Origin of the sequence: Paenibacillus sp. NPDC057967, from assembly GCF_042887015.1 — a bacterium.
In the GTDB taxonomy this organism is placed as follows: Bacteria; Bacillota; Bacilli; order Paenibacillales; family Paenibacillaceae; genus Pristimantibacillus.
Genome location: NZ_JBHVQB010000007.1, coordinates 206,603 through 226,667 on the forward strand (window position 1 = coordinate 206,603; position 20,065 = coordinate 226,667).

The window sequence follows — 20,065 nt, forward strand, 5'->3', positions numbered from 1 at the left end:
GCGATTAATTGAATACAACTGTCTTGTTCTGGTGAACCAGGACGCGGTCTTCAATATGCCACTTGACGGCTCGCGCAAGAACGACACGCTCGATCGTGCGGCCAATCCGCTTCAGATCCTCGACATTGTCGCGGTGGCTGACGCGCTGTACGTCCTGCTCGATGATCGGACCGCCATCCAGCTCCTCCGTCACGTAGTGAGCAGTCGCTCCGATAATTTTCACGCCGCGTTTATAGGCTTGCGCATAAGGCTTGCCGCCTACGAACGCAGGCAGGAAGGAGTGATGAATATTGATGATGCGGTTCGGGAAATGCTCGATAAATTTTGGCGATACAATCTGCATATAGCGGGCCAGCACGATAATATCTGCTTTGTCCGCAACCAGCTCCATCTGCTTGCGCTCGGCTTCCGCCTTCGTATCCGGCGTAACCGGCACATGATGGAACGGAATGCCGAATGATTCGACAAGGCTGCGCATATCGGGATGGTTGCTGATAACCATGGCGATATCGGCATCCAGATCGCCCGCCTGCCACTGCCACAGCAGCTCCAGCAAGCAATGTTCTTCCTTGGAGACCAGAATCGCAAGGCGCTTCTTGCGGCTTGCGCGGAACGTGTGCCACTTCATCTCGAAGCGGTCGGCAACACGCGCAAAATCTTCTACAAGAACCGGCAGCTCCTTCTCCAAATCGTTCAGATCGAACTCAAAACGAATGAAGAACATGCCGCCCTCCGGGTCCATGGTATATTGGTCGGATTGCACGATATTCGCACCATGCTCATACAGAAAATGAGACACAGCGGCTACGATGCCGGGACGGTCCGGACAAGAAATCAGCATGCGTGCGCGTCCGCTCTTATCTTGCGCTCCGTTCGTACGCTGCACTTGATTGGATGGAGATGACATACGATAATCTTCCTTTTCTAAAATATTTTTGTATCTGCTTGGATGAGTTAAGCCTGTGCCAGGAACGCCTTGCCTGCGAACCATGCCGTCAGGCGCTGGTTCACCTGCTCTTCTGCAAGATCTCTGGACAATACGCCTTCGGCAATAATCATATCGTACAGACGCTCCATCGGCTCGCGCGGATCGGCTTTTTTCGCCTTGGCATCGTTCTTCAGCAGCGTCCAGACATCAATCACAAATTGACGGGAATCAATCTCTTGCTTCCCGAAGAAATGATGCAGACGTTCCACATCCTCCAGGAATTCTTCACCGAAGCGATTTCTCACTTCACCGCGCAGAAGCGCGATCTCAACCTCGTACATCGGACGTACCGTTTTGTCCTCTTTGCCGATCCACGGCGTCTCCAGGATGAACGGTCTGCCCTTTAGCGCTTCATGATGAACAATATTCGAAATCGCGGATTGTCCAAGCCATCCCGCACCGATCGGCGCATGACGGTCTTTGCCCGCTCCTCTTGGGTTTTTGCTGTCATTGATATGGACAACTGCGACGCGGTCCAATCCGACGGTGCGGTCGAATTGCTCCAGCACGCCGTCCAGATCGTTAATGAGGTCATACCCGGCGTCATGCATATGGCATGTATCCATGCAGACTGTCAGGCGCTCGTTATACGTCACTTTGTCCATGATGGCTGCGATTTCGTCGAAGCTGCGGCCAATCTCTGTGCCTTTGCCCGCCATGGTCTCCAGTGCGATATTCACGTTTGTGTTGCTCGTGCCCGCCAGCACTTCATTCAAGCCTTCTGCGATTCTTGCGATGCCGAACTCCGCATCCTTATCGGTATATGCGCCGGGATGCAAGACGATGTTGCGCACGCCGATATAATCGGTACGGCGAATTTCCTCCTGCAGGAAATTGACAGCAAGCTCGAACGTGTTCTCCTTGTAGGAGCCCAGGTTAATGATATAAGGCGCATGGACAACGATTTCCTCGATGCCGGCTTTGTTCATAAGCGCCTTGCCTTCTTCGATATATAGCGATTCAATCGGTTTGCGCCGTGTATTCTGCGGTGCCCCGGTATAGATCATGAACGTGCCGGAGCCGTAAGTCATGGCTTCCTTCGCAGCAGTCTGAAGACCCTTGTCCGAAAATGATACGTGGGAACCTATTTTCAACATGTTACTTTCGCCCCTTTCGGTTGATCAAACCTTATTTTACAAGGAATGTCGAAATAAATCTAGGAATACGCTATAATTCATTATTGAGGTGACAGTTACAATGGGCACAGCGCCGAATTGGTTCATGTATTTCATCGTTTTTTGGGCCGTAGTCATGGTTATTGCCATGTCCATAGGCGGTTTTTTCATGTTCCGTAAATTTCTGAAGGTTCTTCCGATGAGAGACGGGAAGTCCAAGCTGGATTGGCAGAACTATTGGGTTGAACGCAGCCGCAGCATGTGGGGCGAGGAAGCCAAGCAGTTTCTAGATGAGCTGGTGTCTCCAGTGCCGCAGGCATTCCGGGATATCGCCAAACATTCTATAGCCGCAAAAATCGGTCAGGTCGCTATCGAGCAAGGCGCCAAAACCGTTACGAAAGAGCATTGCATCGAGGGCTACATACGGGCTACACCGAAGCGGGATTACCGCAGCCTCGTCCACTTTTTGGACAAAAAAGGGATCGATTATATGCCATATCAGCATCTGCTGAACAAATAGACAGAGCTGCCAAGTGGCAGCTCTGTCTGACATTTATGCAACCTCAGAGCGCTTTATTTCGTTTTAGTATACAGGAGGTGCTTCATCTATGAACTTAACAAACAAGAAACGCAAGAAAGCCGCAACTGCCGGAGCGCTGCTGCTGGCTGTCATGCTGACCATGTCCGCATGCGGTGCAAATGCCAACAATCCGAGCAGCAGCGGGAGCCCAAATAACAGCGAATCCGGTTCCCCAGTCGACCAGCTCCCGGACAACAATGGCGTACAGGAGCCAGGCGCTCCGTCCAATGACGATGACGACAATTCCTCAACAGATAATAACAATGGCACTCCTGCCGAGTCTGCTCCAATTAGCGCGGAGGGCACTTATACAGGCCTTATCGATTCCAACTCGTTGGAAATCACAACCGATAGCGGAGCAGGCGCTTACCGCATTCCGGAGGAGCTTCGAGATGTCGTTGATGAATTGCCTGCAGATGCCAAAGTGAAATTCGAATATACCGAAAAAGCAGTTGAAGGCGATACAAGCGTCAAGCAGCTGTGGCTGACGAAGCTTGAAGCAGTACAGTAACTTCTCAATGTTAAGGAGAGTGCGGTATGCGGGTAGCCATTGCCGGAGGCAGCGGATTTATCGGAAAGGCGCTGACGAAAGCCCTGCTGGAGCGGGGAAATGAAGTATGGATCATCACGAGAGGCGGCCGCGGCAGATCGTCTGATCTTGCGCCGCGAGTCACACCCGTGTCGTGGGATCAACTGCAACGGGAGCCCGGCAAGCTGGAGGGGATCGATGCGATCATCAATCTGGCCGGCGAGAGCATTAATCAAAGATGGAATGCCGCAGCCAAGGAACGAGTTCTCCGCTCCAGACAATGGGCGGCGGCTCAGGTTGCCGAGCTGGTGAATGCTCTTGTACGCAAGCCTGCCGTTGTCATCAATGCTTCCGGCATATCCGCATATGGCATTTCGGCTACGGAAGTCTTCGATGAAGACAGCCCGACAGCCGTCACCGATTTTCTATCCGAAGTTGTTCGCGAATGGGAAGCTGCTGCAGATGCCATACCGGCAGAGCGGCTAGTAAAGCTGCGTATCGGCGTCGTCCTGGATCGCAAAGGCGGTGCATTCCCGCTTATGGCCCTTCCCTACCGGCTATTCGCCGGAGGCAGAGTTGGCAGCGGCAAGCAAGGCTTGTCCTGGATACATATCGAAGATATGGTCGGCCTGATCCTGCATTGCCTGGATAACAATGAAGTTCACGGCCCAGTCAACGGGTCCGCTCCGGATCCCGTTACAAACGACGAGTTCGGCAGAGCCGTCGGCCGGGCTTTCGGACGGCCTCATTGGTTTCCCGTACCGGCACCTATGATGCGGCTTCTATTCGGAGAAATGTCCACCTTGCTATTGGATGGCCAGCTCGCCAAGCCCAAGAAGGCGCTTCAAACTGGCTACTCGTTCCGCTATCCAACGGTTGACAGCGCCATGCGTCAACTCGCAGGCCGCTAATTAACCAGTTTTCAATTCGTACAAGGGTCCCTTATCACCTGCAAGATGGATTCGGTCTCCGAACTCCAGCTTGTAGGCTTTGTAAGGGACCATTAATTTGCCATTTAACAGGCTCCCGTTTCTGGAACCTAGATCCTTTGCATGATGCGTCCCGTCGATTCGCTCAATCTCCAGATGAAGGCGCGAAATACCATCCGCATGATCGGCATAGCCAACCCCATCGCCGGATCTTCCGATTTTGAACAGATCCGCCACCAGCGCAATTTGTTCTTCCTTGCCGTTCCACGTCCGCGAAAGCCATGCGCTGCGCGCGCCAGTACCGAGCATAACGGTCTTTTGCGACGGATCATGATCATTAGCACCCAGCAGTGTCGTCGGAGGGAGAGAAGCCCTCGCTTCAGCGTTAGCGGTCGGCTTTGGATTAGACACGGAATAGCTTCCCATCGATTCCGTCGTGGCCGGCGGTAGTTCGAGTGCAACGGCATCTGACGGCTTGCTCCATGAAAAACGGGACGGAAGCACGCTGGAATGCGGCTCGAAATCCTCTTCCATATCGGACTGCTCCTTCTTTGTCATGAGCAAGTCCTTCCCTTTTTTTCTTATCATGATAAATCCCGCCAATGCAAACAAAGTCAGCCCGGAGCTGATCAGCAGGTTTTGCTGCGTCGGCTGATCCATATAGAGGAACCCCCAGATGCAAGCTGTGACGAGTAAAAATGCAGCCCCTGCAATCCACTTCCCTCTCCCCTTGCCAACGTCGTTTTCATCGTCCTCATCCGCCTCATAAGACCATGAAGGTTCTTCTGGCTTATGGTAGGAATTCATAACCTCATCCTTATTCCTATTGTGCATGGAATGAGACTCTTGCTGCTGCATTGGCAAAATATCAGGGGCTGATGATGGCGTTACTGATTGAAGAAACGACTCTTTCGCAACTTGCTTGCTCTGCTCCCTGGATATTTGGGCTGTAGCATTAGCCGAATAAGGCGGCAATCCTGCGCTCCGCTCCACTGAATATTTTGGCGGTTGAGCATAATCTACCGCTGGTCTATGGATAACCGGCGACTCCCTCGCAATCAAATCCAGCAGCGTCTCTCTGAGCTCTGTCAGAGAAGCCCGGTTATGCTGAAGCAATTGCAAAATCCGTTTTAATCCCGCACCATCGAGAGGTTCTACGTACGAAGTCCACCGAACAGCGAGCGACAATAGTTCCTCCCCGTAATACCGTTCCTCACCCCGGTCTTTCAGCGGCACATATACAAGCTTCATATCACCGAATCTCTCGCCCATAAACATAAACTGCTCACCCAGCAGGCAGCCTTCCGGTCTAAGCATATACTCTTTGCATTCCAGGAGGGCATCCGTCAAAGCGAGAATCAACGAGTAGTACTGCTCCATAGTCAGCATGTCCTGCTGTAGCCGGTGAATCATCATTTTGCTGCCCGTCAATTCGTAACGAAACGTGATGGTTCCGTCAATCTCATACCAGTCCATCGGAAGCAAATAAGGAATGCGCTGCGAGCGAAGCATCTGCAGCTCCAATTCATCCAGCTCGCTTCTGCTGATGCCGTCCTCTCTGTCAATCGTCATCTCATGTCCCCGGTTCATGGCAAAATCCATGCGCAGCCTTCGCATCTTAAGTCCTCCTTTCATGATCACATTTAACCCATCATCCACACTGTAATCGCCGCTGGCGCCACAGCTAACATAAACGGAAAGCTCTTGCCAGATCTGGCCCATTCGAACCAATTGAACGTTCGGGCTGCGCCTGGATACGCGATGATCATCAGAGCTGCCATGCGCTTGGCAAACGCACGGTTAAAGGCCAGCATTAGCACACCGAATGCACCCGCATACAGAATCGAATACATCATGAGCTGCGCAATCATGGCAGCGCCTATCCAAGCTCCCAAAGCGCCAAACAGCTTCACGTCCCCTGCGCCAATTCCCCCGAACGCATACAGAATAAGCAATGGGATAAATCCCGCTGCCGCTCCAGCTGCTGCATACAGCCATCCCTGTGCCTCAATGCCGCCAGCTAAGACATGATAAAGCATGCCAAGCACAAATGATGTTCCGGTCAGCCAATTTGAAATCATCTGGTGCCTCATATCCGTAATGAACGCAATTAATAATTGTCCGGCCGCAGCCCAAAGAACCATTGTCATCTCCGTGCTTCTCCTTTCCCGGACCGCAGCGACGGTTTTCGGTTACTTTTGTTTTTTCTCAACGGAGAAATGCTTGGCGACGCTGCCGGGCTTGCTAACCCCTTCAACAGCCAGCTCCCAAATGCCCGGAGTCGTATTGCCCGATACATGCCAGGTCCACTCCACATAGCCGTTTTCATCCGCAGTCGCATCCCCCAGATGCTTCGCCTTGCTCGCTCCGCTTTTATAATTCACGCCAAGCGAAACCACCGCTCCCGGTTCTGTCTTCACGATGACGGTCGCTTTATTGCCGGGACGTACCGGCGTAGGCTCAATCGAAACAATATGCAATGGAAGCGTGTCCCCATCTTCTTCATCCATGCCGTACGTCGCGGCTGTCGCATCGCTTATCCACACCCGTTCATAAGCTTGCTCCCTCAGAATGATCGGCTTGCTGTAGAATGGCAGCCTGACCGGATATTCGTATTTGAGAGCGATAGCGATATAAGGCTCTTCTTTCTCTTTAAGATCCGGCAGCGCTATGTAATCCAATGAAATTTTGTCCGCCCGAAGCAGATAGGGATAGGCATATTGTCGTACAAAAGGTTCTATTACCGCTCGGCCAAGCTCTGTCGCGGCTACATTTTGCAGCGGACGCCAGTCTCCCCGCAGAGCGGATGATACCAGCTTGCCAGCCGGGTCAGGAAGCCATTCTGCTATCTCGGCGGCAGTCTCGCTCCACTCGGGCAAGGGCTGCCGCTCTGAGGCCGCCTCTGTTGCCCCACTCCTATCCAATTGCGCTCTAGCGAGTTCAATGGGATAGATGTGAGCGGCAATTTGACGCACGCTTTGCGAAGCTGTCATATGCAAGGCCATCTGTGCAGCGCACATGGAAATAAAAAGGGAAAGGATGACCAGCAAAAACAAAATGAACGGCATTACAAGAGCAGCTTCCAACACGATCGAGCCGCGCCGCTCATGCAACCAGACCTTTGGCAGCCGTTTGCCGGTTGAATTAATAGGACCAGCCCACGGTTTGCGTCGTTTCATAGCGGTTGCCCACAACCTTTCCCTGAAGCAAATCAAGCCGCCCCAGCATCCCCATCACGCCCGGAAGAAACCACAGCTTCATCGACACCTTCGCTTCTCCCGTAACGCCTGACGGAACCCGGGCAAGCGTAAGCCCGGTATTGTGTTCAATAACCGCAATCATACGGCCAAGCCTCTTCTCTTTGCTCCCGCCGTGAAGCAGCATGAATATCCTTAAATAATCCAGATAAGAAAGTTCAGTCTTTATGTACTTGGATAAAGGCGCGGTCCCTTTCGTCGCGAACGAAATCATATCCTCCATCGTTTTCTCCAGCCCGTAAATAATGGCGGCTGACAAAATAAGCAGCGGATGCCCCAATGAACGGCTGGCAACCAAACCTTCCATCGTACGGATGGCAAGCCGCACAGAAAACAATTCGCCGTAGGCGGCAATCAGATTGCCCATCGGATCATGAAATCCGTAGAGCACATATTCCATCTCCTGATTACCGAAAGAAGCCATCTGCGCCAGCCCGTCCGTGTCTCCGCTCTCTAGCAGCATACGCAGCTGCTGGGGGGCAAAATAGGAAAAGCGATTGGCGGCATATTCGCCATAATAGAAGGAATCACGGCCATTCAGCAGCATGTCCGACATCCCCGAAAAAAGACTGTCCATCAAGCCGGACGATTCCTTGGCGGCATCTTCTGCATCTGCAGCTAGCATCTCTTTGCGAGAACCTGCCGTCTCTCCTCCCTGCTCATTAAAAAGCAGATTTTGCTGGTAGCGCTCCTTCACCTTGGCGAACTCTTCCTGGTGTTCGGGCATGGCTGACGTTCCAGACAATCCGCCTAACATGTTTTTAGCTTGCTTCCATAATGATTTTGTTTTTGCCTTTTGCTCTGCCAATTTTCCCTTGACTGAGCTGTCAAGCACGCTATCCCGCCGCTGCTTCATCAACGTTCCTTGCGGTCCGTAGTGCTGCTCATAGGTTGAGACGACAGAGACGGCTTTGGCTGAACCGTTCTGCAAGGAGCTTTGCCGCGAAGAAGAGAGCGGCCATGACATAGCTGAGCTCCAAAGACTGATCAATTGATCGATCTCGCTTGCTGCGGCATAGCCGCGCGAGCTTTGCGTCAGCAGCTCCTGCTTGTAGCCGTTAAACCATTCAGGTGAACGAAGCAGCTTTTCACCGCTTTTCCTCATCTCCTCCAAATCCCGGACCGTATCATCCGGAAGCGTATAGTCTCCTGAGCCGGTCACATCCGCGCCTGCAACCTCATCATAGGCACCAACTGTCGCATGCTTGGACTCTTCAACAATACGCTCCATCTGGGCGTTCACTTCCCTTGCTTGCTCAATCTTGCGAAGTGACTCTTCCAGAAGGCTGTCATGCTTCTCTCTCTTGCCTCCTCCCGTGCGAAGCTTGCTCTGCATCTGGGATACGCTGTGCCGATAGGACGCAATCGAATAGGAGTAGACCGGTTCTTCGTCTTTTGAAAACGATGCGTCATGCTCTACTTGCCGAACAAAACTTGCATAACGGTCCGCCAATCTCAAAGAAGTTACCGCGGAATTGCCTGTGGGACCGCTCCCTGCCGGAATAGCGGCTACAGCCTCATTGTCCATTAAGGTCGACACCGCCTGTTCCTGCGAGCTTAATGCCTTCTCCAGCAGCCCTTCCCGCTTCTCATACAGTTTTCGGAGATCCTCCAGCGTCTGAACGGCACCAGAGCTTTCCTTTAGCGCCTTCGAGAGTGAAGTGAATTTTGATAGAACCTCCAGCGTAAAATCAACCGGAGCTTTGTACTTCATCTCCTCGAGCACCTGCCTCACGAATACGTCATGCTGACCTAGCGTATAGGCTGTCTGCACATTAGCTTCATCTAGTTGGCTAGCAATAAAATCGAGATGCGACCTGGTATCGAGGCCAGTATACTTGGCTCCGCTTCCTCCAAGCACCTCACTAAAAATTGTCTTGCCGTCCGTTCCTCCGCGCCCAAATAACCCATACCTCTCGTAGAGTGAATGGTCATAGGCTGACAATACGGAACGAATCCCCGCGCGGGCTTCATTCTCCGTCTTTAACTGGAAAGCTGCAATTCGCGCATAGTCGATCAACACGGAAAAGAAGAGAAGCAGCGAAGCCAAAATGATAACGGATAAGACCGTTACGACGCCGTTTTCTTTGATCAGCATCTTTTTCATCGGACAGAATTAAGCCTCCTCATGCTCCGCCCTTTCCTTTGCCGCCATATGAATTTAATAGGTCGCCCGCTCTGCTCTCCGCAGTAGATTTGCCCATAAAATGCGTCTTCAGCTTAGCGCCATAGTATCTTGCAAGATCAACGCTCCGAATAAATTCTACCGGATCAACGATTCCGCTTTTGGCTTTCCCGTCGGGTTCTCCCCTCGTCCAGCTGCTCTCAAAAGGGAGCAATTGAATCGGCTTGCGGAGGGCAGTCTCCACAAACCGGCTTAGCCCATCTCCCGTATATTGAACGGTGCCGCTATAGCTTAATCCTGCTGCCGAAAGCCATCGGGCTGAATTGACCAGCTTGCGTATGGTTAGATCTCCGCTGTCGAAGTCACTTGATTCTTGGATCTCCTCAGGCAAAGAGACGCTTCTGCGGCTTTCATCCCCTGTCATGCCGAACAGGCTCGCCAAGGCGCCATCGGAGCCTAAACGGCGGTACAAGCCATCATACACAGGCTCGGTCAGGATACCGGTTCTGGCATCCCGATGGCTGTTGTCCCAACTGAAAGCGGCCCTCTCCGATATCGCAGAGACCGCATAATAGACAATGACTTTTTGATAGAGATACATACCCAGCAACAGAAAAGCTAGGACCATAGCGAGCAAAATCGGGAGTACCACCGACGCTTCAAGCGTAAAGCTGCCCTTCTCGTCGTAGTGCCACTGGCGGAAGCGGGATTTAACGGTCAAAGATTTGTTGGGCTTCACTGTCTGCCTTCTTTAAGAGGGAATTAACCAGTTTAATAATCCAATCTTTGAAGATAAAAGCGATAATAATGACGACTGCGATAATCAAAATAATTTCCAGTGTGCCGATTCCGTCCTCATTGCTCCAAAAGCCCTTCATACGATCTGCTATTGCTTTCATTCTCAACATCTCCCTTTTCAAATGGTTAAGACATCACTAACACGGCTGGCGCTGCCACAATGATCATCATAATAAACATCACGCCGACTAGCGGAAAAACAAGCTTGGACGAAGCTTCCTCCCCGCTAATGCGGGCCAGTCCCTTCCGCTTTTCCCATAGAGAATAGGACAATTCTCTTACCGCGAGTACAAAATGCTCGCCGCCTTTCCGATAATTGAGCAGCATCACCGTTGTGAAAAGCGAGGCTTCCTGAACCGCGCAGCTGCGGTTAAATCTCTCCAGCACAATACTGAAGGATTGTCCGTTGTTCATCGCAGCCACAGCCGCTCCCCATTCCTTATCCAACGGATGACTCAGGTTCTCTATGCCTTCCAAACAACGTACGAATGCCCGTTGTACCGTCTCTCCAGCGCTCACTAGCAGCATCAGCTTGCTCATCCGGTCCGGCAATCCTGTAATAATCGCTTTTTTGCGCCGCTCCAGCCTCTTCCCGGCTTCAGCAAAGTTGCGAAAGGCCAGCGCGACAAATGCGAGCACACCCGCAAACATAATAAACCGCTCACCGATCATCCACGCGATCCAGCAGCTTCCCGCGAGCGCTGCATAGCCCGCTCCAGCCGCACCCGCAGCTTCGGCTTTTGTTCTCTCAATCGTCCAGGAAGCTCCATTCAAGATCATCAGCTTGGCATGATAGCTGTTAAGCATATGCTGCAAGGCTTCCCACTGGCATGCTTTCTCCCAGGCGCGCAGGAACGGCTCCTGAATCAATAGGGCGTTGAGAGCTCTGCTCCCTTTTTCCCCTCGCTTCTGCCTTAGCAATTGCGGGATGCGTCTGAGCGCAGACCTGCCGATCAGAAAAGCCCAACCCGATGTAAGCAACAAAGCCGAAATGAGTGCCATAGTGTTCCTCCTAAAAGTTTTGCGGAGCAAAACTTACTTCGTAAGCATAAGCTTAGTTTTGCGGAGCAAAACTTACTTCGTAAGCATAAGCTTAGTTTTGCGGAGCAAAACTTACTTCGTAAGCATGAGCTTAGTTTTGCAAAGCAAAACTTACTTCGTAAGCATCTGCTAAATATCGATTCGCATGATGCGATCCATGAACCAAAAGCACACGAGCAGCAGAAGCAAAAGCACCGTCATAATGATGTATCCCAAGCCGCTATACAGGGGCAACATATAGTCCGATGCCGCCAGTCCAAGAAAAGCCAGGAAAACAAAAGGCACTGCCATCATGATGCGAGACTCGAATCGCTTCTGGGCAAGGAGGATCTTTATGTCGCCTTCCACGGTTAGCTTGTCGCCAATAATGGTCGACGTGCGCCGCATTACCTCAAGCAGATCGCCCCCCGAACGTTTGCAAGTCGTCAAAGCATCTACGAATTGGGTTATCTCATCTATTCGCGCCCTGTGCGCCAAATCTCGCAGCGCACCCTCAAGCGGTTCGAAATTGTCCAGCCGATGAATCAAAATCTGGATCTCCTTCAACATATCCGTCCCTTCATCGGAATAAAGCAGCTTCATATCTTCCAATACGCCGCGAAACGAATTCTCCAAGGAACGTCCGGCCGCAAGCGATGAAGTTAATGAAAACAAGGCTTCCTTGAACTGCAGCTTCAGGCGATTCCTGCGCCCCTCAAGCAATGATCTGCGCCTCCATCTAGGAGCCGCGGCTCCTAATAAGGACAAGATGAGCGACAGTAGAACGGATTGATAGAATAGATACGTCACGCCAAATAAGACTGCATAACCAACCGTGACGGAAAATATCAGTTCATTGCGGCTCAAATGATATTCCGTATACCGTGTGAGGCGCGACTGCTCAGGCGAAGCGTTCCAAACGCCTTGCCATCCCGTCCATTCTGCCAGACGGTGAATGGTGCCTTTGCTTTTACGCGCGTGAAGCGGCTTAACGGTCCCGCCCATTCGTCTTCTCCTTTCCAGCCATACGAAGCTTATCTGTTCGGCTCAGCTCGCCCACACGCTCCAGTGCGCCAATGATCCGGCCATTGCTTTCCCCATCGTCTCGAAACCGGAACAAAGGATTCAGCTTCACTTCACCATCCTGGATTCCTGTCACTTCGGATATTTCGGCAACTCTCCGGGACCGGTCACGGTAACGAGACAGATGAATCATAATGTCGATAGCCGATGCGATCTGACCTCTAATCACGCTCAAAGGCAGCTCTGCCGCACTAAGTACCATCGTCTCCAGACGACTGATCATATCCCTGCAATTATTCGAGTGGCCTGTGGAGACGGAACCTTCATGCCCCGTGTTCATGGCTTGCAGCATATCCAGCGCCTCCCCTCCCCGAACTTCGCCAACTATGATTCGATTAGGACGCATCCGGAGGGAGGATCGGATTAAATCGCGTATTGAAATTTCCCCTTTCCCCTCCGTATTTGCATTCCTGGTCTCCAGTGATACCAGATTGGGTACGGTGCGAATTTGCAGCTCTGCGGAATCCTCGATTGTAATAATGCGTTCATCTGAAGGGATGTACTGGGACAGCGCATTTAGGAATGTCGTTTTTCCCGTACCCGTGCCGCCGCTAATGAACATATTGTATTTGGCCTCTACCAGCTCTCTCAGAAATTCCGCCGCTTCCGCCGTCAACGATTGAAGCTCGATCAACTTGTCCATCGTCATAGGCTTATCCGGGAATTTCCGTATGGTCATGCAAGGTCCCTTCAAGGCAATCGGAGGCAGGACAATATTGACGCGCGAGCCGTCCTTCAGCCTTGCATCAACAATGGGCGAGGATTCATTAACGACCCGATTCACTCCGGCAACAACCGACTGGATGAGATCCTCAAGCCTCTCCTTGCTCTCGAACGCTCCCGGCATTAGCGTCAAGACGCCATGCCGCTCCACGTATACCTCCGTATGGCTGTTTATCATAATTTCGCTTACAGTAGGATCATCCATTAGCGGCTGCAGGACATCCATGCCTCTGAAGGAGTGATAGAGTCTTCTGACAAGCTTGACCTTCTCGGCCGCCGTCATAGGATTGTGTTCGCACCACTTGAATACGGCCGCTTCCGTCTTGCCCATTAATTCCTCATCCGACATGGCGCCGCGAAAATCAATCTCATCCCGTATCTTGCCGCGCAATGTATAGATCAGTTCATCCGACAGCATGTATACGGAATTCCTCGCTTCCGCCAAGCAGATGTGCGCATAGCCGGTCAGCCGCGGCGCGATACGAAGAGGAAGACCATACCGGATGAAGCTCGCCCTGTCTCCATTCCCTCACAAGCGGCAACGCTACAGGCGCAAGGGCCGCTTCCACAGCAGGCATCGGGTTGCCAAGCTCCGCATTCATGCCGTTATATACGACCTCTGAACGTGCCGCAATTCTCCCAAATGCCTCACCGAACTTCTGCCTGCCGTACTGCAGCATAAGCGATTGTTTCGCTAGCGCGGACCGCTCTTCCGATACGACCCATAAATTCCGGTCTGCGCGCATAAGCAATTCATAATGAAGCTCATCCAATCCATCATCCATATCCACAATGACTCCGTTATAATGGCCGCTCTGTGCGATCGATTCGACCATTGCCGCCGCATCTGCAGGAAGCAGGGTTGCCCGGTCCTCCTGATTGCGGAAGCCTCGGAGGTAGTCGCATTTCAGCTGTGGATGAAACTTCCGATGCTGCGCAAGCCAAGCCGCATGAGACGTTGATCCTGACTTGATCGCATACAGCAGCTCAGACAGCCCCTCTCCGTCCCAAGCGGCGTCCCCGCCTGACTGAAGCCAGAGCTCGGAAGTATTCCATCTCTCCAAATTAAGATAAAGCATTCGCAGCCCGCGAGCGCTCGCAGCTCCTGCCAGATGAAGAGCAAGCGTCGTCTTGCCCACGCCGCCCGAAGCGGAATGAACGCTTAGCACCAGCGCTCCCTTGCTAGTCGAATTCGGCGTAAAACCTCGCATAGGCTTATGCCCCATCGCCTCGAATTGATCCGTTATGCCTTGCAGCAGCAACGGCAGCGCTTGATATTGCAGCAGCTCCGGCTCGCCATCCGTCTCCCCCAATCTCGCAACCAGCGTAATTGAAGGAATATGAGACAGCTCCGGCTGCAGCTCCCGGAGAAGATCCGACTCTGCCGCGATAAGATCGATGGCATAGCCTTGTTTGACGAATTGCTTACACGCATTCGGATGCGTAAAGGCAGACACCTGCCAGCGCTCACCGAAGGAATTGCCGCGAATGTAATCGGCAATTCTTCTCGTATACTCCTTCTCCTTGACCACAATTGCGAGCTGATATCTCTTCAATGCTCTTCCTCCTTCCAATCGAAATCCACGGCAATACAAGACACCGCACAGCATCAATGCACGCAAAAAAGCACCGCAAAGGGCGCAGTAAACTGCAGCCTTATACGGTGCTTCCGTGGTTTCTTATTGACTTGCTATAGAATTTACCATAACTTGTCTGAACCGTCAACCATTCTTAGTGAAAATAGAGACCGATCTCTCTCTCCGCATTTTCACAGGAATCCGAGCCGTGGATAATGTTGCTTGCAACATCAGTCGCATAATCGCCTCTTATCGTTCCTGCAATCGCATCCGTCGGATTTGTCGCTCCGATAATGGAGCGGGCATTCTGAACGGCATCCTTGCCCTCCAGCACCATAGCGAATACCGGACCCGACGTGATGAAATCAACAAGCTCTCCAAAAAACGGCTTCGTATTGAGGTGCACATAGTGAGATTCTGCCAACTGGCGATCCAGTTGCGTCAGCTTCGCATCTTTAATCGTGAAGCCCTTCTCTTCAAATCTGGCAACAATCCGGCCGACCAAGCCACGCGATACCCCATCAGGTTTTACCATTACAAATGTTTTTTCCATGTTTGAACCCTCCGTCTATATATAGGTATAGCCAATTATTTGTTCAACCATTCCATAATGATACCCGCTGTTTCTTCGATTGCGCGATTCGTCACGTCGATCACCGGACAATTCAGACCTGCCATCACAGAAGCCGCATAATTCAGCTCTTCCTGAATTCGTTCCGGACTGGCATATTGCGCGGAAGCCGGCAGTCCCAGTGTCTTGAGCCGCTCAGAGCGGATCTCCAGCAAATGCTCCGGCTGCATGGTGAGACCTACAATTAAGCGACCAGGTCCTTGCTTCAGCTCTTCCGGGGGATTCACCTCTGGCATAAGCGGCAGATTAGCGACCTTGATTCCTTTGTGCGACAGGAAGACGCTAAGCGGCGTCTTCGACGTGCGCGACACGCCGATCAGAACAACCTGCGCCTGCACCAGCCCTCTTGCATCCTTGCCGTCATCGTATTTGACAGCGAATTCAATCGCTTCGATACGACGATGATATGCCTCGTCAATAGAATGCAGAAGACCAGGCTCGCGGCTCGGGAAGCTGCCGAACGTATCGACAAATGCCTGCATCATCGGACCCATGACATCCACGGCCCGAACGCCGTGCCTTGCCGACTCTTCTCTCATCCATTCCCGAAGCTCCGGCTGTACGAGCGTATAACTGATAAAACTGCCCGTTTCTGCCGCTTCGGCGACAATGCGAGCGATTTCATCTTCGGTCCGAAGATGGCTATACCGCTTGATCTTGACATCTTCAGACGAGAATTGCCTCAGCGTAGCTTTGGCAACCGCCTCTGCCGTCTCTCCGACCGCGTCGGAGCAGACATAAATATGTTGCTGTGTCATAATCCCTAGTCCCCCAATTCCTGAGCTGTCGCGATATCTGCCATAAGCGAGACGATGTTGGATTTAGACACCCATCCCGTTACAATCGGGTTCACTCCCGGCTCCTCTTCAGGCACAATGACCGGCAAGCAATCCACCTGCTGCTGCGACAATTTGCTGATGGCCTCCATGACGGATTCGTCCGGAGTCAGCGTTACCACGTTGGGATATCGGGTCATCACCATACTGACGGGGATCGACGCGGCACCCGTATTTCCTAACGTAATTTTGAGCAAATCCTTAGGCGTAATGATGCCTGCAAAACGCTTGTCCTCATTGACGACAATTAGCGTATTCGTATTCTCCATAAATAGCGTAATGACAGCGTCGTGAACCGACAGCGTATCCGGAATATTAACCGGCACGCCTTGCACTTCCTTCACCTTCATGCGGTTAAACCGTTGAAGCGGCTCGTGGCTCGCCCGGAACGTATTGCCGAGGAAATAACCAACCTTCGGCTTCGCATCAAGCATGCCGAGCATGACGAGCAGAGACAGATCCGAACGAAGCGTCGGACGGCTCACGCCCAAATATTCGGCCAACTGCTCTCCCGTTACCGGCGAGTGCTTCTTGACCAGCTCAATGAGCTCCAATTGCCTTGAAGATAGCTGAATGATGGTCCCCTCTTTTCCTATGTGAGGATGTTCAAAAAGTTTACTTTTGAAGCTTATGTGCTGAAAACCGGACTTTTTGAACACGCACTATATGACTCATAATCAATGTTTATATGAAAATATCTCCTTGAATAAGATATCACATTCAAATATATTGTACAATATATCCTTCAATCAACTGGATATAAGCTGCCCATATCATAAAAAAGCCCCAGTAGCGAATGTTCACTACCGGGGCACCTCTGTTTATTTCTCTTCCGTCATCTTCAAGAACAGCCGCACGTCTTCTTCCGTGAGGGCGACCGCGTCCTTCCAGAAATCCTGTTCCTCCAAATTGACGCCCAAATGCTTCTCCGCCAGTTGCTCGACCGTCAGACGTCCTGTGTCTCTTAGCAGCGCCACATATTTGGCCGCAAAATCAGGGCCTTCCTGCAATGCTTGTGCATATAGCCCCGAGCTGAACAGGTAACCGAACGTATACGGGAAGTTGTAGAACGGCACATCCGTCAGATAAAAGTGCAGCTTGGATGTCCAGAACTGCGGATGGGCATCACCCAGCAGATCCATGTATGCCTCACGCTGTGCCTCTTCCATCAGCTTGTTCAACTCGTCAGCCGTCACCAAGCCTTCCTTCCGGCGCTCATAGAAGCGGGTCTCGAAGAGGAAGCGGGCCCGGATGTTCATAAAGAACGCAACAGCGCGCTGAATTTTGTCCTCCAGCAGGCCCAGCTTCTCCTCGTCATCCGCAGCCGCCTTCATGGCTCTGTCCGATACAATCATCTCGGCGAATGTCGATGCCGTCTCGGCCACGTTCATCGCATATTCCTGGGACATGGCTGGCAGATCGTTCATAACATGCTGGTGATAAGCATGGCCAAGCTCATGGGCAAGCGTCGAAATATTGGACGCGGTTCCCGAATACGTCATGAAGATGCGTGTTTGCCCGCTCTTAGGGAACGAGGTGCAAAATCCGCCTGGACGCTTGTCGGCGCGATCCTCCGCTTCTATCCAGCCCTGCTCGAACGCCTTCTCAGAAAACTCCGCAAGCGCAGGATCGAAAGCGCGGAACTGCTCGATGATGAAGCGAGCGCCCTCCTCGTATGGCACCGTACGCGCAGAAGAGCCAATCGGCGCTTCCACGTCATGCCAATCCAGCTTCTCAAGACCAAACAGCTTTGCTTTCCGTTCCAAATACGGAATAAGCGCCTTCTTGCCCTCTTCAATGGCGCCCCACATGGCGTCCAGCGTCGCCGCGCTCATCCGGTTGATCGCAAGCGGCTCTTGCAGGACGGTATCCCACCCGCGGTTCTCATACAGCTTCAGACGGAAGCCGGCAATACGATTAAGCGTGTCGGAGCTGAGATCGGTAAGCGAGGACCATACCCGCTCCCACTCTGCAAAGGCTTCCTGGCGCACAGCGCGATCACTGGACGACAGCCGGTTGGACATTTGCCCAGCGGACAGCACCTTCTTCTCGCCGGATCCTTCCTCCACATGGAACTCAGCGCGCGATACGATGACGTTGTAGTTGTCGCCCCAGCCATGATAGCCGTCTATCGCCAGATCGCCCGCCAGCGCTTCCAGCTCCGGCGCCATCTTCAGCTTCGCCTGCTCTCTCCTCTCGCTCAGATTGAAAGCAATCGCTCCCAGCGTTTCATCCTGGAGCAGCGCTTTCCAATCCGCATCTGAGATGCTTCTGAGTATGTTATCGTAACGGGTCATCGCCGCAGCGTATTTCGCCGAAATGGTCTTCACTCTGTCATTCAGTCCAACAGCCGCCTGGTCCCGTACATTCTGTGCGATTAGGCAGCCGACAAAAGAGTCCGATTGTCGCAGGCTCAGCAATACTTCCTGAGCAATTCCCGTCATTTCCTTTATCAATTGTACGTCATGTCCTGCTTCCTTCTTCAACAACTCATTCAAGCGCGCAATCCCGCTCTCCATACCCGCAAGCTCCTGCGCGAACGCTTCGGAAGCCGAGCCTCCCGGGTAAATCGCATCCATATCCCATCGAATTGGATAATTGCTCATTAAGGTCACTCTCCTTCATAATTAACATGCGTAGTATGTAACGCAGCGATGAAAAAACCGAGCGGCATCCGCAAATGATTTGCGAGAAACCTGCCCGGCGGTGTATAACAGTAGTATATCCTGAATGGAGGAACAACACCATGTCTAAACCATTGCAAATATCGCCCGAGACCGCAATCAAGCTGTCCGAGCAACTTAATATCCCGCTAGAGCACCTGATGCACATGCCCAAGCATATTTTACTTCAGAAGCTGGCTGAGCTGGCAAAAAAAGAAGCGGATGCCGCCGGGGAGAAGCCGGAATGATGATTCCGTTCCAGAATGCATGGCCCTACGAGCGGATTATGGGAGATCTATATGTATCCAACTGTCCCTTCTGCGATATGGACAACGTTCTGCTTCCCTTGAAGCCGTCGGAGCTTCCCGACATCCAGGACGGCAAAAAGCGGCTCATGGTATTCCCATGCTGCCGCAACAAAGTAACGATTATTGACGCCGATCAGGATTATCTCCTAACGGACGGGCCATTACGTTAAAGCTTTAGCTAAGCGGTCTTAGGCGCTGCCGACCTCTTGCGATGACGGCTCCGCCTGGCCTAGCCGCTTCTCCTCCGCTTCCTGCCGGATGAGCTGCCACTGCTCCCGGCTGGCGCGGATCATAGCGGCATCCATTATCTTTTTGTCATTGACGACACGAGAGAACCACTTCACCGCTTCATTCAGCTCGCCGATACGCCTGTTCAATTCCCCGATCAAATACATCAGCTTGGCGTTATTCACCGACACGCCCTCAAGCTCGAATACGCGTATGTACGCCCCTAGCGCAAACTTCAAGAAACGCTGCTCTTCCGTTTCATTCTTCTCATAGCGGTACAGCCACGCAATATGATGCAGCAGGCCAGCGATAACGCGATCCTTGGCTCCTGTAACCTGAGCCGTCAGCAGCCCCAGCTTGTAGCTTGCCATAGCCTGATCCGCCGTCCGCTCTCCGCTGAAGCTTTGCCCTTTCCAATTCAAGCCGATTCGATCGTAATAGTTTTTCTTCTGGTTGTCGCTAAGCTTATCAAGGCCGTTCTCTGTCGAAGCGAACCCGCAGCTTGGACAGATGCGAACCACATAATAATCCGGATTAACGCCATTATCATAATGGCCGCAAAAATCGGAATCCACGGCAGACGCCCTCTTGAAACTTGAGCGGACTCTAGTTGACTGGAATATCGTTTCACAGCAGATGCATGAGATTTTGGACTCGTACAGCGGCTCCATGGCT

Annotated in this window: 22 protein-coding genes; 5 read left to right on the forward strand and 17 right to left on the reverse strand. The window is 52.2% G+C overall.

All coding sequences use genetic code 11. The features are described 5' to 3' along the window. Nucleotides 1–4 precede the first annotated feature (4 nt). Nucleotides 5–907 (reverse strand): formyltetrahydrofolate deformylase, encoded by a 903-nt coding sequence (gene purU / locus ACFVSO_RS19420; RefSeq protein WP_387476607.1) that lies wholly within the window; start codon nt 905–907, stop codon nt 5–7. Between the two features lie 47 nt (nt 908–954). After that, on the reverse strand, nt 955–2,085 hold the full coding sequence (locus ACFVSO_RS19425; RefSeq protein WP_387476609.1) for a deoxyribonuclease IV: 1,131 nt from the start codon (nt 2,083–2,085) through the stop codon (nt 955–957). A gap of 100 nt (nt 2,086–2,185) precedes the next feature. Between ACFVSO_RS19425 and ACFVSO_RS19430 the strand changes: the two genes are divergently transcribed. From ACFVSO_RS19430 to ACFVSO_RS19440, 3 genes are all read left to right on the forward strand, one after another. Then, the gene (locus tag ACFVSO_RS19430) at nt 2,186–2,623 is read left to right on the forward strand and encodes a DUF2621 domain-containing protein (protein WP_387476611.1); all 438 of its coding nucleotides are present in this window, start codon (nt 2,186–2,188) and stop codon (nt 2,621–2,623) included. Nucleotides 2,624–2,711: 88 nt separating this feature from the next. Then, entirely contained in the window at nt 2,712–3,194 is a 483-nt protein-coding gene (locus ACFVSO_RS19435) for a hypothetical protein (protein ID WP_387476613.1), read from the forward strand. Nucleotides 3,195–3,220: 26 nt separating this feature from the next. Further along, nucleotides 3,221–4,123 carry a TIGR01777 family oxidoreductase gene (locus ACFVSO_RS19440; protein ID WP_387476615.1) on the forward strand — a complete coding sequence of 301 codons (903 nt, stop codon included), beginning with the start codon at nt 3,221–3,223 and terminating at the stop codon, nt 4,121–4,123. Here ACFVSO_RS19440 and ACFVSO_RS19445 read toward each other — a convergent pair whose 3' ends face one another. From ACFVSO_RS19445 to ACFVSO_RS19510, 14 genes are all read right to left on the reverse strand, one after another. Further along, nucleotides 4,124–5,758 carry a DUF6382 domain-containing protein gene (locus ACFVSO_RS19445; RefSeq protein ID WP_387476617.1) on the reverse strand — a complete coding sequence of 545 codons (1,635 nt, stop codon included), beginning with the start codon at nt 5,756–5,758 and terminating at the stop codon, nt 4,124–4,126. A gap of 26 nt (nt 5,759–5,784) precedes the next feature. Continuing rightward, the gene (locus tag ACFVSO_RS19450; RefSeq protein WP_387476619.1) at nt 5,785–6,291 is read right to left on the reverse strand and encodes an A24 family peptidase; all 507 of its coding nucleotides are present in this window, start codon (nt 6,289–6,291) and stop codon (nt 5,785–5,787) included. 42 nt (nt 6,292–6,333) lie between these two features. Further along, complete coding sequence (locus ACFVSO_RS19455) at nt 6,334–7,320, reverse strand: TadE/TadG family type IV pilus assembly protein (protein ID WP_387476621.1); 987 nt, start codon at nt 7,318–7,320, stop codon at nt 6,334–6,336. Next, nucleotides 7,286–9,505 (reverse strand): hypothetical protein, encoded by a 2,220-nt coding sequence (locus tag ACFVSO_RS19460; RefSeq protein WP_387476623.1) that lies wholly within the window; start codon nt 9,503–9,505, stop codon nt 7,286–7,288. The genes ACFVSO_RS19455 and ACFVSO_RS19460 overlap by 35 nt, the downstream gene beginning before the upstream one ends. A gap of 19 nt (nt 9,506–9,524) precedes the next feature. Next, entirely contained in the window at nt 9,525–10,262 is a 738-nt protein-coding gene (locus tag ACFVSO_RS19465) for a TadE/TadG family type IV pilus assembly protein (RefSeq protein ID WP_387476625.1), read from the reverse strand. Next, nucleotides 10,234–10,422, reverse strand: a complete 189-nt coding sequence (locus ACFVSO_RS19470) for a Flp1 family type IVb pilin (protein WP_387476627.1) — start codon at nt 10,420–10,422, stop codon at nt 10,234–10,236. The genes ACFVSO_RS19465 and ACFVSO_RS19470 overlap by 29 nt, the downstream gene beginning before the upstream one ends. A gap of 25 nt (nt 10,423–10,447) precedes the next feature. Continuing rightward, nucleotides 10,448–11,323 (reverse strand): type II secretion system protein, encoded by an 876-nt coding sequence (locus ACFVSO_RS19475; RefSeq protein ID WP_387476629.1) that lies wholly within the window; start codon nt 11,321–11,323, stop codon nt 10,448–10,450. Nucleotides 11,324–11,491: 168 nt separating this feature from the next. Next, nucleotides 11,492–12,346: a type II secretion system F family protein gene (locus tag ACFVSO_RS19480; RefSeq protein ID WP_387476631.1), complete on the reverse strand. Its 855-nt coding sequence runs from the start codon at nt 12,344–12,346 to the stop codon at nt 11,492–11,494. Then, nucleotides 12,330–13,565 carry a TadA family conjugal transfer-associated ATPase gene (locus ACFVSO_RS19485; protein WP_387476633.1) on the reverse strand — a complete coding sequence of 412 codons (1,236 nt, stop codon included), beginning with the start codon at nt 13,563–13,565 and terminating at the stop codon, nt 12,330–12,332. The genes ACFVSO_RS19480 and ACFVSO_RS19485 overlap by 17 nt, the downstream gene beginning before the upstream one ends. Beyond that, the gene (locus tag ACFVSO_RS19490; RefSeq protein WP_387476635.1) at nt 13,552–14,703 is read right to left on the reverse strand and encodes a nucleotide-binding protein; all 1,152 of its coding nucleotides are present in this window, start codon (nt 14,701–14,703) and stop codon (nt 13,552–13,554) included. Before ACFVSO_RS19490 ends, ACFVSO_RS19485 begins: the two co-directional genes overlap by 14 nt. 175 nt (nt 14,704–14,878) lie before the next feature. After that, the gene (ndk, locus tag ACFVSO_RS19495; protein ID WP_387476637.1) at nt 14,879–15,277 is read right to left on the reverse strand and encodes a nucleoside-diphosphate kinase; all 399 of its coding nucleotides are present in this window, start codon (nt 15,275–15,277) and stop codon (nt 14,879–14,881) included. Nucleotides 15,278–15,312: 35 nt separating this feature from the next. Next, entirely contained in the window at nt 15,313–16,113 is an 801-nt protein-coding gene (locus ACFVSO_RS19500; protein WP_387476639.1) for a pyruvate, water dikinase regulatory protein, read from the reverse strand. Nucleotides 16,114–16,118: 5 nt separating this feature from the next. Further along, a complete protein-coding gene (locus tag ACFVSO_RS19505) occupies nt 16,119–16,745 on the reverse strand; it encodes a helix-turn-helix transcriptional regulator (protein ID WP_387476641.1) in 627 nt (208 codons plus the stop codon). A gap of 267 nt (nt 16,746–17,012) precedes the next feature. Continuing rightward, nucleotides 17,013–18,797: a M3 family oligoendopeptidase gene (locus tag ACFVSO_RS19510; protein ID WP_387476643.1), complete on the reverse strand. Its 1,785-nt coding sequence runs from the start codon at nt 18,795–18,797 to the stop codon at nt 17,013–17,015. A 140-nt stretch (nt 18,798–18,937) separates the two neighbouring features. Between ACFVSO_RS19510 and ACFVSO_RS19515 the strand changes: the two genes are divergently transcribed. After that, a complete protein-coding gene (locus tag ACFVSO_RS19515) occupies nt 18,938–19,102 on the forward strand; it encodes a YycC family protein (protein WP_119798818.1) in 165 nt (54 codons plus the stop codon). After that, the gene (locus ACFVSO_RS19520) at nt 19,102–19,332 is read left to right on the forward strand and encodes a hypothetical protein (RefSeq protein ID WP_387476919.1); all 231 of its coding nucleotides are present in this window, start codon (nt 19,102–19,104) and stop codon (nt 19,330–19,332) included. Before ACFVSO_RS19515 ends, ACFVSO_RS19520 begins: the two co-directional genes overlap by 1 nt. Nucleotides 19,333–19,350: 18 nt before the next feature. On the opposite strand, the gene ACFVSO_RS19525 is transcribed toward ACFVSO_RS19520, so the two are convergent. Then, complete coding sequence (locus tag ACFVSO_RS19525) at nt 19,351–20,061, reverse strand: DUF2225 domain-containing protein (RefSeq protein WP_387476645.1); 711 nt, start codon at nt 20,059–20,061, stop codon at nt 19,351–19,353. Nucleotides 20,062–20,065: the final 4 nt, after the last annotated feature.